Genomic DNA, 12,757 nt, shown 5'->3' with positions numbered 1-12,757 from the left:
TTATATAGGAAACCGGTTCCACAAAATCATGAAGAGTTTCATCCGATCAAACAAGATCACGTTTTAGCCATTTTTTAGATTCGTGATGGCGATCACCTGTCGCATTAAAAAGCGTGCGATCCACGCTGCGACAATTTTCGCGCGGTGCAGTACACTGCCGCTCACTGGATTAAGACGGAACAGATGCATGACCACGATGCTGGAAGTGGCGAAGCGGGCAGGGGTTTCGAAGGCGACGGTTTCCCGGGTGCTTTCGGGCAATGGCTACGTGAGCCAGGAGACAAAAGACAGGGTTTTTCAGGCGATTGCAGAGAGCGGCTACCGGCCCAATTTACTGGCGCGGAACCTGGCGACCAAAAGCACGCAGACCCTCGGGCTGGTGGTGACGAACACCCTCTACCACGGGGTCTATTTCAGCGAGCTGCTTTTCCATGCGGCGCGAATGACCGAGGAAAAAGGGCGTCAGCTGATCCTCGCCGACGGTAAGCACAGCGCCGATGAAGAGCGTGCCGCGATTCAGTATCTGCTGGATATGCGCTGCGATGCGATCATCATCTATCCGCGTTTTCTCAGCGTCGATGAGATGGACGAGATTATCCAGAAGCACGAGCAGCCGGTGATCGTGCTCAACCGTCGTCTGCGCAAAAACAGCAGCCACTGCGTCTGGTCAGATCATAAAGCCTCCAGCCAGGCGGCGGTATCAACCCTTATCGAACAGGGCCATCGCGATATTGCGTTTATTACCGGATCGCTGGATTCCCCTACCGGGATTGAACGTCTTTCCGGCTACAAAGACGCCCTTGCTGCGCACCGCATTCCCCTGCGCGAATCGCTGATTGTTGAAGGCAAATGGAACCCGGCCAGCGGCGCGGCGGGCGTGGCTACGCTGCTTGCGCGCGGCGAAAGCTTTACCGCGCTGGTGGCGAGTAACGACGATATGGCGATTGGCGCCATCAAGCAGCTTCACGACAGCGGGGTCGCCGTGCCGGAAGCGGTGTCGGTGGTGGGTTTCGATGACATTGCAATGGCGCCGTACATCGTGCCTTCGCTCTCCAGCGTGCGCGTGCCGGTGACCGAGATGGTGAAAGAGACCATCAGCCGTCTGATCTTTATGCTCGACGGCGGGGACTTCACCTTCCGCCAGACCTTCGCCGGAGAGCTCATCCTGCGTGATTCAGCGATCCCCGGCCCGCACCGCTGATCTACAGCGCGGCCGGGGGTAGCCAGGCACGGGTAAAGTCCAGCCAGCCGCCCGCGGTCAGCACCATATCCTGCACGTTTTCCAGGGCGTTGATCCGGTAGCGATAGTGGAACAGCGGCGTGCAGCGGCCTTCCGCCAGCAGGCGTTGAAAAAAGGACGTCAGGCTGGCGTCAAACTGCGCTTCGCTGCTGCTGTTTTGCATCAGCTGCTGTTTCCCGGCCTCCCAGCCAGCCTCGCCCAGCGCCGTAGCCCAGGCTGGCTCATAGATAAACCACTCCGCCAGCGCAAATCCGGCCATGCCGGTCGCCAGATGATCCCCCAGCAGCACATCGGCATCCGCCAGCGTATCGGGGGCATACCAGCCGTCGCGATCTTTCCAGTCGGTGTGCAGCTCGCAGCCATGCTGATGTAACTGAACCCGCCACTTCTCTGCCAGTTCACGCAGTTCCGGCGTGTTGTAGCACACCAGCGTCAGGTGGGCGGGCAGCGCGATAGCGGGCTGGGCGGGCAGGTGCGGAACCTGCAGGCCAGGAAGAATTTCTGTCCGCGTCTGGAGATCTTCACGCCAGTCGAAGCACTGCTGGTTGAGGGTCAGCAGGCTCTGGCGCAGCCAGGTGGCAAGCGCTACGGGCAGCTTCGCATTCACCATCAGCCACGCGAATCCGCCGCTGGTAGAGGTGACCGCCTCCTGCGGGGCGTTGCCTTTGCCTACCGTTATCCATGCCGGTTTATCGGTCGCCATACCGGTACGCCAGAACTCAATGGCGTGCAGCAGCGGGTGGCCGGCAAAGTACCAGGGCTGGCGCTCAAGGCGCAAAAAATGCGAGTGGTGGCGGGCAATGGCGAACGGCCCGGCGCCCACCTCAGGCTGCCGGGGATGCGGCAGGCGGCAGACAGGGTGCGCCAGGCGATGGGCCAGCAGGGCATCCGGCGCATGCAGGTAAACTGCCAGACACCCGGGGGCGGCGAGGGTGACCGCGTCAATATGCAACAACCCGCTGTTGCGGGCCGGATCGGCCAAAAGCTGCTGGAAGGCACCCAGGATGTCGTCATCGCCGATCGGCTGGCCGTTATGCCAGTGCGCGCCGCTGCGCAGATAAAAGTGCCAGCGCAGGCCGTCGTCAGAGCAGGCCCAGTGGTGCGCCAGGTCGGCTACCGGCTGCGCCTGGCCCGGTTCACAGCGGGTTAAGCCGGCGTGGACTGCGCAGATGATATGTTGCTCGGCGCGCCGTCGGTGAAGGGCCGGATGCAGCGAGGTGAGCGGGCGATACCAGGGAATGCGCAGCGTCGGCTGGTGCTTGAGCCATTTGCCGCCAAGAAACGGGGTGATGATGTGGTGCAGGCTGGCCGGGTCGCCGTCCGCCAGCTGTAACGCGCTTTGATAATCTCCTTTCTCCAGGCAGGCATGCATGAGCGGGGCGCTGAGTTCGCTGGTGGTGACCAGGCAGTGCAGGGTGGCGCGATGTCCGCGCCCCGGCTGGGCGTGCCAGCTTAACCAGCCGCTTTCGCTAAGCTGGCGTAACAGCGTACGCGCATGGCGTTCGCTGCACAGCGCCACCTCGGCGACTTCGGCAATGGTGGTCTGTTTTGGCGTAAAGCCGTAATGCACAGAGAGTCGTTGATACTGGCGGATTTTCTGTAGCTGACGCATGAGCGTTACCGGGAAAGAGGCAATGGTCAGAGTGTAGGGGGTTTTACGGAAGAAATAAGGGAGAGATGTAGCAACTGTTCCGCTTTTTGCCGGGCGATATCTCCCTCTTTCCCGGCGCGGGAAAGAGGGAGAGGATTTTTGCGTTAATTAAGCGTTGAGCTGCGCCCTGATTTTCAGCGCGATGCTTTCCGCCTGCGGTCCAAGGATCACCTGCGCGTTCTGCGTGCCCATCTTCAGAATACCTTTAGCACCAAGGGCCTTAAGCGCCGGTTCGTCGAGGACGCTGTTGTCAGCCAGCGTTAAACGCAGGCGGGTGATACAGGCATCCACCAGCTTCAGGTTCTCTTTGCCGCCCAGGGCAGCAATGTATTGCGTGATGGCTTCGCTCTGGTCGTCCGATTCGCCCGCTAAGCTTTCGTCCTCTTCCCGGCCAGGGGTTTTCAGCTTGAAGAAGCGGATCGCCAGGCTGAAGACCACGAAGTAAATCGCAAAAAACAGGGCAATCAGGGGGATCAGGATCCAGGGTTTAGTCGCTAATCCCCAGTTCAGCACGAAATCGATCAGGCCCGCCGAGAAACCAAAGCCGTGCAACACGCCGAGGCTGTTGACGATCACCATGCTGATCCCGGCCAGCACGGCATGCAGGGCATACAGAGCAGGAGCAAGGAACAGGAAGGAAAACTCAATCGGTTCGGTGATACCGGTAAGGAACGCGGTCAGCGCCACGGAAAGCAGCATCCCGCCAACCACGGAACGACGCGCTTTCGGGGCCGCAAAGTACATGGCTAGCGCTGCGCCAGGCAGGCCGCCCATGAAGATTGGGTACGCCCACGCCATGTAGACACCTGCATGCGGGTCGCCAGCGAAGAAGCGGTTGAGATCGCCGCGGGTCAGGTCGGTGGCGATCTGGGTGATACTGGAACCATCAATACCCGGTACGGCCCCACCTACCACTAACCCTTTCACCACGTCCGGCGCAAGGCAGATATTGTGCAGGCTGCTGGCCGCATCGTAGGTCACTTTCAGGCAGTCGCCGAGGCTGAACCAGAATACTGAATGCAGAATGTAGTGCAGGCCGAAGGGGATCAATGCGCGGTTAAGCACACCGTAGATAAACCAGCCCGGCTCGCCGCTGCGCGAAACCATCAGGCTGAACGTATCGATACCGTGCTGAACGGATGGCCAGACATAGCCACAAATCCACGCCAGCAGCAGGCAGATAAGCCCGGTCATGATGGGTACTAACCGTTTACCGGCAAAGAACGCCAGGAAATCAGGCAGTTTTGTATCAGAGAAACGGTTGTAACAGTGGCCTGCCACGATCCCCGCGATGATCCCGGCGAAGAACGACATGTTAATCGACGAGTTGATAACCGCGGTGGCTTTGGTCAATACCAGGAACCCGACAGCGCCAGCGAGCGCAGCGGCACCGGCGTTATCTTTCGCCAGACCGATAGCGATACCCAGCGCAAAGAGCAGGGGCAGGCTGTCAAAAATGCCGCCGCCAGCACTGGCGATAAAGGGAATATTAAACACGTCGGGTTGGCCCAGACGTAATAAAATTGCTGCCACCGGTAAAGTGGCAATAGGCAGCATCAATGCTTTGCCTAAACGTTGCAAATAGCTAAATACGTTCATAGTGTCTGTTTCCAAAAAAAGGCTTAATTCACGACGAAAAATAACATTTTTTCTGCGTGGTTAAAATGGCGGAAAGTAAAAATGTGATGAGGCCTGAAGTAATATTTTTATGAATCCTTTGGCTTATTTATATTTAAATAAACAATGATGCATTTGGTAAATATTTCCGCTTTTTCGGCACAAAAAAACGGCAGGGATGCCGTTTTCTTATTACTGCTTTTTGTTGCTGGTGGGCATCATCAGCTCCTGCAGGCGCTGCGTGCGGGCTTCCGGAGTAAGGTAAAGCCAGCGGAATAATATGCGTTCGACATGTTGTACTTTTTTAAAGTAGTCAGCAAGGTCGTTAATCTCTTTCCTGAAGTTCGCCATTTTTTCTCTCCGGCTAATGAACAGGCTTTTAGTCTGGAGAAAAATCGCGGAATAAAACAGGGTGCTGTTTTCAGGCTGTTCCGTATTTTATTATCCAATACTTTTCTTGATTAATTTAAAAAACAAAAAAGCCCCGGGCACCGGGGCGGCAAAATGCAAAGTCTGACAAGCATACAACGAGAAAGAGCAAGCGTCTGAGGGTTAAACGGGTAACGCTTTCAGCAGGGCGAAGACCTCCTTCATACGATCTTCACTGACCACGAAGGCGCGTAAATTGCCCTCGCTGTCGGCCCCTTTTGCCACCATGCCCTGCATTTCGATGGCGATCTGCCAGGTCAAATCCTGACGCTGGGTTTCGCCTGCCAGGTGCAGCGGCAGCGCCGGGGTTTTGACCTTCACCAGCATGGCGGGCAGTTTCAACGGCGTGTTGCCCCCGAGCAGATTCTTCGCCAGATACATAGCGCTTAACTGTATGGGTTGCAGGAATGGCAGCACCTGACCGTTAATTTCGGCACAGTCGCCCAGGGCGTAGATATCCGGCTGGGTGGTTTGCAGATAACTGTCGACCTTCACGCCGCGGTTTGTTTCTGCCCCCGCACGCTGAGCCAGCGCCGTTTCCGGACGCAGGCCAGTGGCGGCAATCACCACATCCACCTCGATACAGCGGTCTCTGTCCAGCAGGGCGCAGATCCCGTTATCGGTTTGGGTCAGGCTTTCCAGCTGCGATTTTAATTGCAGATGCACACCCATATCGGTCAGCCGATGTTGTAAGCGACTGCTTACTTCGGCTGGCATCAGCGCCGACAGAATGCTGGCGGAATGGTCAACCAGGGTGACCGCTTTCCCGGCCCGGCAAAAATCCATCGCCAGTTCGCTGCCGATAAGCCCCGCGCCAACAATCATCACCCGTCTGGCATCGCGCAGGGTGGTTTCGCAGGCCCGGTACTCCATCTGGCTGTTCAGGGTCAGCATGAGCTCGCGCCCTGCCACGGGGGGCACAAAGGCCGAAGCCCCGGTCGCCAGCACCAGTTTGTCATACGACCACTGGTTATCTTTGCCTTTCACCACGTGCGCGGCGGCATCGATATCGGTAACCCAGGTGTACGGGAACAGGCGCAGATTAAACTGCTCGGCAAACTCCCCCGCCGTCTGGCGGGTGAGATCGTCGGCATGCTGGCTCTGGCTGATAACGTGGCTTAAGTCGGGCTTGTTGTACTCGTCCATGCTGTCCGCCGCGATCAGCGTCAGCGGGACGTTTGCATCCTGTTTACGAATATTTTTCACCAGCTGGCGGGCGGCAAAGCCCGAGCCAATGATGACGATACCGTTATTCATTTTGCCTCCGTCGCCAGTTCATCGAAGACGTCTTTGCCAAGGGAACATTCCGGACACAGGAAGTTATCCGGTACTTCGCTCCAGGGCGTGCCCGGCTGGACATCCTGCATTGGCTCGCCGGTGGCCGGATCGTAGATCCACTGGCAGACGCTGCACTGCATGCGTGGCCCAAGGTCCGCCGTGGCCGCTGCCGCACAGGCGCTCTGAGCGGGTGAGGATTTGGAAGTCGGTTCTGGCAGCGGAGCGAGCGCCCACTGACGTGCAATGTCCCGGCCATGCTGACGGCAGATTTCCAGCGCATCCAGATCCGGTCGCCATTTCGCCTTCAGGCTCATCGACATTTCAAAACCGGCATCCTGCAGACGGGTGGAGAGTCGGTCTACCGCGCCGCCGCTCCAGCCGTGGGAGCCGAACGCGCTGGCACGTTTGTTACGAAAGCGCAGGCCGGTCATCTCTTCCACCAGGCCGGCAATTTTCGGCATCATCACGTTGTTCATGGTGGAGGTACCCACCAGCACGCCTTTTGAGCGGAAGACGTTGGTCAGAATGTCGTTCTTGTCGCTGCGCGCCACGTTAAAGATCTTCACCGCCACGTTGGGGTCAACTTCGTTAATGCCCTGGGCAATGGCGTCGGCCATCATGCGGGTGTTATTGGACATGGTGTCGTAGAAGATAGTGATGCGATCTTCCTGATAGTCCGCCGCCCATTTCAGGTACTGCTCGACGATCTGGGTTGGGTTATCGCGCCACACCACACCGTGGGAGGTGGCAATCATATCCACCGGCAGGTTGAAGCCGAGAATTTCGGTAATTTTTGGCGTCACCAGACGGCTGAACGGCGTCAGGATGTTGGCGTAGTAGCGCTGGCACTGCTCAAACAGTTCGGCCTGATCCACTTCGTCATTGAACAGACGTTCATCGCAGTAATGCTGGCCGAAAGCGTCGTTACTGAACAGCACGGCGTCGCCGGTCATGTAGGTCATCATGCTGTCCGGCCAGTGAAGCATCGGGGTTTCAACGAAGATCAGCTGTTTGCCGTTGCCGATATCCAGTGAATCGCCGGTTTTCACCACGTTGAAATTCCACTCCGGGTGATGATGATGACCGGTAATGGAGTCGATAGCGTTATTGGTACAGTAGATCGGCGTATCCGGGATGCAAGACATCAGTTCGGTCAGCGCCCCGGCGTGATCTTCTTCGGCGTGGTTAATGATGATGTAGTCGATATCGGCCAGGTCGATTTCGCTGCGCAGGTTCTGCACGAACTCGCGGCTGAATTTATGATCGACGGTATCGATCAGGACATTTTTTTCTTCCCGGATGAGATAGCTGTTGTAGCTGCTGCCGCGCAGCGTTTTATATTCCGTCCCGTGAAAATCCCGGACTTCCCAGTCACGCTGACCAACCCAATGAATGTTATTTTTAACCAGAATAGACATAGCAACCTCAACGTAATACAGCGTAATTAAAAGAAAGATGTCATGCTAATTGCAGGTTGCGTGCCAGTTTTTTAAGGCGCTGATTTTTATAGAGTTTTGAAATAATAATCCCTCATGGGTAGTCAAATTGACTGTCATTGATATAGTCAATATGACAAGATGCATTGTCAAAATGACAGTGAGGCGAAAATGAGTTTTTCTGTAGAGGTACTGGCAAAAATCGCCATTGAATTACAGAGCGGGATAGGACATCAGGATCGCTTTCAGCGGCTGATCTCCACCCTGCGCCATGTGCTGGATTGCGATGCCTCGGCGCTGCTGCGCTATGAAGGACGGCAGTTTATCCCGCTGGCTATCGACGGCCTGGCGCAGGACGTGCTGGGGCGACGCTTCACCCTCGAAGGCCATCCGCGGCTGGAGACCATCGCCCGTGCAGGGGACGTGGTGCGCTTCCCGGCCGACAGCGACCTGCCCGATCCTTACGACGGTTTGATCCCCGGCCAGGAGAGCCTGAAAGTGCACGCCTGTATTGGCCTGCCGCTGTTCGCCGGGCAGAACCTGATCGGCGCCCTGACCCTCGACGGCATGTCCCCGGACCAGTTCGATACCTTCAGCGATGAAGAGCTCAGGCTGATTGCTGCCCTGGCCGCCGGGGCGCTGAACAATGCCCTGCTGATTGAGCAGCTCGAGAGCCAGAACAGCCTCTCCACCCGCCCTGCGGGGTTTGAACCGGTGAAAAGCAGCGAGATGATCGGTCTTTCGCCGGGCATGATGAGCCTGAAAAAAGAGATCGAGATTGTCGCCGCCTCTGATCTCAACGTGCTGATCGCGGGGGAAACCGGCACCGGAAAAGAGCTGGTGGCGAAAGCCATCCACGAAGCCTCTCCCCGGGGAGTGAATCCGCTGGTCTACCTTAACTGCGCCGCGCTGCCGGAGAGCGTGGCGGAGAGCGAGCTGTTCGGTCACGTTAAAGGAGCCTTTACCGGCGCCATCAGCAACCGCAGCGGCAAGTTTGAGATGGCCGATAACGGTACGCTTTTCCTGGATGAGATTGGCGAACTCTCCCTGGCGCTGCAGGCTAAGCTGCTGCGGGTATTGCAGTATGGCGATATCCAGCGCGTGGGCGATGACCGCAGCCTGCGGGTTGACGTGCGGGTGCTGGCAGCCACTAACCGCGATCTGCGTGAAGAGGTGCTGGCCGGTAATTTCCGTGCCGACCTGTACCACCGCCTGAGCGTGTTTCCGCTGTCGGTGCCGCCGCTGCGCGAGCGGGGCGACGATGTGGTCCTGCTGGCGGGCTATTTCTGCGAGCAGTGCCGGCTGCGGATGGGGCTATCCCGGGTGGTATTAAGTTCTGGTGCCCGCGCGCATCTGCTGGGCTACGGCTGGCCGGGCAACGTGCGTGAGCTGGAACATGCCATCCACCGCGCGGTAGTGCTGGCCCGGGCGGCGCGGGCAGGGGATGAAGTGGTGATCCACGCCCGGCATTTTGCCCTGCATGATGAGAGCGTCCCCGCGACGATGCCGGAGACCCCGCCAATAGTGAACCAGAACCTGCGCGAGGCAACGGAGGCGTTTCAGCGTCAGATGATCTCCCGGGCGCTGGAGCAGAACAGCCGCAGCTGGGCGGCAAGCGCGCGGGCGCTGGAGACAGACGTCGCCAACCTGCACCGGCTGGCGAAACGTCTGGGGCTGAAGGGCTAGAGAATACCTGCCTGGTAGAAATCCTGCAGGTTGATGGCGCCGCACAGGCGGCCATTGCAGTCCACCACCGGCGCCGCGGTGATCTTGCGCTTCATCAGCTGCTCTTTGGCTTCAATGGCGCGGCTTTCGGCATTCAGCGTCAGGCCGCCGGTGGTCATGGCGCTGCTGACGGCGATTTCCAGCTTGCCGCCGCCCACCAGCCAGCGACGCAGGTCGCCGTCGGTAAAGACCCCTTTGACCTGCCGATCGTCATCGCAGACCGCCACCAGCCCCAGGCCGGTACGGCTCAGCTCCAGCATGGCATCCATTACGCTGGTGTTCAGTTTTACCTGCGGGATGGCCTCGTCGGTGCGCATCAGGTGATGCACCTTATTCAGCAGACGCGCCCCCAAAGCGCCGGCAGGATGGGAGCGGGCAAAATCTTCTTCATTGAAGCCGCGCGCCTGCATGACCGCCATCGCCAGCGCATCGCCCATCATCAGGGTGTTGACGGTGCTCGAGGTCGGGGCCAGGTGCATCGGGCAGGCTTCGCGCTCTACCGAAATATCCAGCGTGGCTTTGGCGGCCAGCGCCAGCGGCGAGCGGGCCTTGCCGGTCATCGCCAGCAGCGCCACCGATTTCTCCTGCAGACGGGGCAGGATCAGATCCAGCTCTTTTGCCGAACCGGAGTAAGAGATAAACAGCAGCACGTCGCGGCTTTCGATCATCCCCAGATCGCCGTGCAGCGCTTCAGCGGGATGGACAAAAAAGGACGGGGTGCCGGTGCTCGCCAGGGTGGCGGCAATCTTCTTGCCGATATGCCCGGATTTACCGATGCCCGAGACAATCACTTTTCCTTCGCACTGAATAATGGTGTTAGCCGCGCGGACGAACTCCTCACCCAGACGGTCCGGCAGGCGGCTGGCTTCCTGCAGTTCCAGCAGCAGGGTCTGACGCCCCGCGTTTAACAGAAAATCACTCATCTCTCTCTCCGGTTACAATCACTTCGATTCCTTTCTCTTCCAGCGCTTTTTTGAACGCCGGATCGATACCCGCGTCGGTGATCAGCTTATCGACGCTTTCCAGGCTGCAGACCACATTCGGGCTTTTGCGGCCAAACTTTGATGAGTCCGCCATCAGGATCACCTCCCGGGCGGCGTTGCACATCGCTTTACTGACGCTGAACACTTCGTTAAAGGTGGTGACGCCAGCGTTAAGATCGATGCCGTCGGTGCCCATAAACAGCCGGTCGAAGCTGAAATGGTCAAAGGCGTTTTCTGCCAGCTGGCCGTGAAACGAGGCTGATTTTTTACGGAACGTGCCGCCGGGCATCAGGATGGTCTGTTCGTTGTCAAATTCGGACAGGGCGTTAACGATATGCAGGCTGTTGGTCATCACCGTGATGTTATTAAAGCGGCTCAGCATCGGCACCATCTGCAGGACCGTACTGCCTGCGTCGAGGATAATCGAGTCGCCATCATGGATGAATTTTATCGCGGCGTCGGCGATCAGCGCTTTCTGATGGGTGTTGATCAGCGTCTTGTGATCGATAGGGGGATCGGCCTCGTCTTTATTCAGCACCACGCCGCCATAGGTGCGGATCACCGCCCCGGAATTTTCCAGAATCACCAGGTCCTTGCGGATCGTGGTGCCGGTGGTGTCAAAGTAGTGGGCCAGATCCTCAACCGAGCACTTTCCCTGTTTTTGCAGATGGTCGAGTATGGCCGCCTGCCGCTGGCGGGGTTTCATAGGCGTTGAATTCCTCAGGTTGCGAAATGATAATTTCGCAAGCTTATAACGTTCACAACGAAATTATCCATGTTTCATTTTAAGCGCTAATGATAGTGCATCCTGGCAGAGTGAATCATTGGGAAAGATCACACCGGGCTCTAATTCCTGCCACGGCAGACCGTTGATTGCCTGGATTTTCGCCGGACGGGCAAAGACCGTCATCCCGCGCATGATCAGGGAGTCGCAGACGTTGTTGTGTTCGTCCAGCGCAATGGCGACGATCACCCGGGGTTTAAAACGCCCCCCGGAACGCCCGACGCCCACGCGGCCGCGCTGGCAAAGCGCGTCAAACGCGCGGTTAAAGCGGTGGATTTGCCAGCCGCCGAGCGCCAGTTGGCCGATCCAGGCCATAACGGCGACGGTGATGAATGCAGTAACCATATCAGCTCCTTAATTGCCGGGTGGCGGCTGCGCCTTACCCGGCCTACGGGTCGAGGTGTTGTAGGCCCGGTAAGCGAAGCGCCACCGGGCGTTTATGCTCAATCAGAACATCACCTGCCCGCCGGTGACATTGATCGACTGCCCGGTGCAATAAGACGCTTTCGGGCTGGCGTAAAACAGCAGCATATTCAGCACGTCCTGGTAGTCGCACCCGCGCTTCAGCGGCACTTTATCGATGTAGTACTGCTCCACCTGATCTTCGTTAATGCCCAGCTTGGTCGCGTACTGCGGCAGCAGGGACTGGAACATGGGGGATTTCAGCAGGTTGCCGAGCATCAGCGAATGGACGGTGATGCCATACTCCGCCAGATCCAGCGCCAGGGACTGCGTCAGCCCCACGCCGCCGAACTTGGCCGCGCTGTAGCCGGAGTTGTGCTTGCTGCCCACTTTGCCGGATTTGGAGTTGATCTGAATGATGCGCCCGGCAATGCCGTCGCGGATCATCAGACGCGAAAACTCCCTGGCGCAGAGGAAATAGCCCACCAGATTGACCTGCAACGAGCGGTCGAAATCCCCCAGCGCTACATCGCTAATAAAGGCCGCTTTGGCGATCCCGGCGCTGTAGACCAGCAGGTCGGTGCGACCAAAAATTTCGTCCACGCCGCGGGCGAGGGCCAGCACGCTCTGCTCGCTGGTGGCGTCGGCGCCAAAGCCCCAGGCCGTCCCTTCGCCATACTCGGTGTTGATGGTATCCGCCACGCGGGCGGCTTTTTCACTCTGAATATCGACAACCGCCACGCGGTAACCTTCTGCTGCAAGCCCACGGCAAAGGAACTCGCCTAAGGTTTGTCCTCCACCAATGACAACGGCAACCTGACTCATATTTCTCTCCTTAATTACGCAACAAACTTTAATGTGCAGCCTGGGGTAACAGCCTGCGGAACCGGGCCATCCACGTGAACCGTGCCGGGATATTCCGCCTGCGGCTGGCCATCAAAACGCAGGGTGATGTGGCCCAACTCGCGCAGGTTCTGTTCGGCCACGTCGCCGACGGCGGTCACGGCATAACGCGTTTCACCCAGCTCCAGATGACTTCCGGCTCTCAGCTCGCCGTTCATTTCGCCGTGACAATGGATAAAGCAAAACTCTTCGATATCCGCCGGCGCCCCTTCACGAAAGGTAATCAACATCTGGTCGCTCAGGGCATCCGGGGCGCTCTGGCCGATACGGGTAATGGTGGTCTGGTAAATCACGCTCATCACATAAACC

At 58.1% G+C, this 12,757-nt stretch carries 12 protein-coding genes; 2 read left to right on the top strand and 10 right to left on the bottom strand.

Annotation, left to right across the window (positions count from 1 at the left end; genetic code table 11):
• Positions 1 to 187: 187 nt before the first annotated feature.
• The gene (locus NB069_RS17430) at positions 188 to 1,201 is read left to right on the top strand and encodes a LacI family DNA-binding transcriptional regulator (protein ID WP_250585584.1); all 1,014 of its coding nucleotides are present in this window, start codon (positions 188 to 190) and stop codon (positions 1,199 to 1,201) included.
• A gap of 1 nt (position 1,202) precedes the next feature.
• On the opposite strand, the gene NB069_RS17425 is transcribed toward NB069_RS17430, so the two are convergent.
• From NB069_RS17425 to norV, 5 genes are all read right to left on the bottom strand, one after another.
• On the bottom strand, positions 1,203 to 2,852 hold the full coding sequence (locus NB069_RS17425) for an SgrR family transcriptional regulator (RefSeq protein WP_250585582.1): 1,650 nt from the start codon (positions 2,850 to 2,852) through the stop codon (positions 1,203 to 1,205).
• Between the two features lie 147 nt (positions 2,853 to 2,999).
• Complete coding sequence (gene nagE, locus NB069_RS17420) at positions 3,000 to 4,490, bottom strand: N-acetylglucosamine-specific PTS transporter subunit IIBC (RefSeq protein ID WP_250585581.1); 1,491 nt, start codon at positions 4,488 to 4,490, stop codon at positions 3,000 to 3,002.
• 210 nt (positions 4,491 to 4,700) lie between these two features.
• Positions 4,701 to 4,859, bottom strand: a complete 159-nt coding sequence (locus NB069_RS17415; RefSeq protein ID WP_250585579.1) for a hypothetical protein — start codon at positions 4,857 to 4,859, stop codon at positions 4,701 to 4,703.
• A 201-nt stretch (positions 4,860 to 5,060) separates the two neighbouring features.
• Entirely contained in the window at positions 5,061 to 6,194 is a 1,134-nt protein-coding gene (gene norW / locus NB069_RS17410) for an NADH:flavorubredoxin reductase NorW (RefSeq protein WP_250585577.1), read from the bottom strand.
• On the bottom strand, positions 6,191 to 7,633 hold the full coding sequence (gene norV, locus NB069_RS17405; RefSeq protein ID WP_250585575.1) for an anaerobic nitric oxide reductase flavorubredoxin: 1,443 nt from the start codon (positions 7,631 to 7,633) through the stop codon (positions 6,191 to 6,193). The genes norW and norV overlap by 4 nt, the downstream gene beginning before the upstream one ends.
• 189 nt (positions 7,634 to 7,822) lie before the next feature.
• Here norV and norR point away from each other — a divergent pair, with 189 nt between their 5' ends.
• A complete protein-coding gene (gene norR / locus NB069_RS17400) occupies positions 7,823 to 9,337 on the top strand; it encodes a nitric oxide reductase transcriptional regulator NorR (RefSeq protein WP_250585573.1) in 1,515 nt (504 codons plus the stop codon).
• Here norR and gutQ read toward each other — a convergent pair.
• The 5 genes from gutQ to srlB all read right to left on the bottom strand — a co-directional run bounded on the left by gutQ (position 9,334) and on the right by srlB (position 12,747).
• The gene (gene gutQ, locus NB069_RS17395) at positions 9,334 to 10,299 is read right to left on the bottom strand and encodes an arabinose-5-phosphate isomerase GutQ (RefSeq protein ID WP_250585571.1); all 966 of its coding nucleotides are present in this window, start codon (positions 10,297 to 10,299) and stop codon (positions 9,334 to 9,336) included. The two genes, norR and gutQ, sit on opposite strands and share 4 nt — an antisense overlap.
• Complete coding sequence (srlR, locus tag NB069_RS17390; RefSeq protein WP_250585569.1) at positions 10,292 to 11,065, bottom strand: glucitol operon DNA-binding transcriptional repressor SrlR; 774 nt, start codon at positions 11,063 to 11,065, stop codon at positions 10,292 to 10,294. The genes gutQ and srlR overlap by 8 nt, the downstream gene beginning before the upstream one ends.
• 63 nt (positions 11,066 to 11,128) lie before the next feature.
• Entirely contained in the window at positions 11,129 to 11,488 is a 360-nt protein-coding gene (gene gutM, locus NB069_RS17385; protein ID WP_250585567.1) for a transcriptional regulator GutM, read from the bottom strand.
• Positions 11,489 to 11,590: 102 nt separating this feature from the next.
• Positions 11,591 to 12,370 carry a sorbitol-6-phosphate dehydrogenase gene (srlD, locus tag NB069_RS17380; RefSeq protein WP_250585565.1) on the bottom strand — a complete coding sequence of 260 codons (780 nt, stop codon included), beginning with the start codon at positions 12,368 to 12,370 and terminating at the stop codon, positions 11,591 to 11,593.
• A 14-nt stretch (positions 12,371 to 12,384) separates the two neighbouring features.
• Entirely contained in the window at positions 12,385 to 12,747 is a 363-nt protein-coding gene (srlB, locus tag NB069_RS17375; RefSeq protein WP_250585564.1) for a PTS glucitol/sorbitol transporter subunit IIA, read from the bottom strand.
• Positions 12,748 to 12,757: the final 10 nt, after the last annotated feature.

The organism is Leclercia adecarboxylata, assembly GCF_023639785.1.
GTDB lineage: Bacteria > Pseudomonadota > Gammaproteobacteria > Enterobacterales > Enterobacteriaceae > Enterobacter > Enterobacter adecarboxylatus_D.
This window is presented reverse-complemented; position numbering and strand designations above follow the sequence as displayed.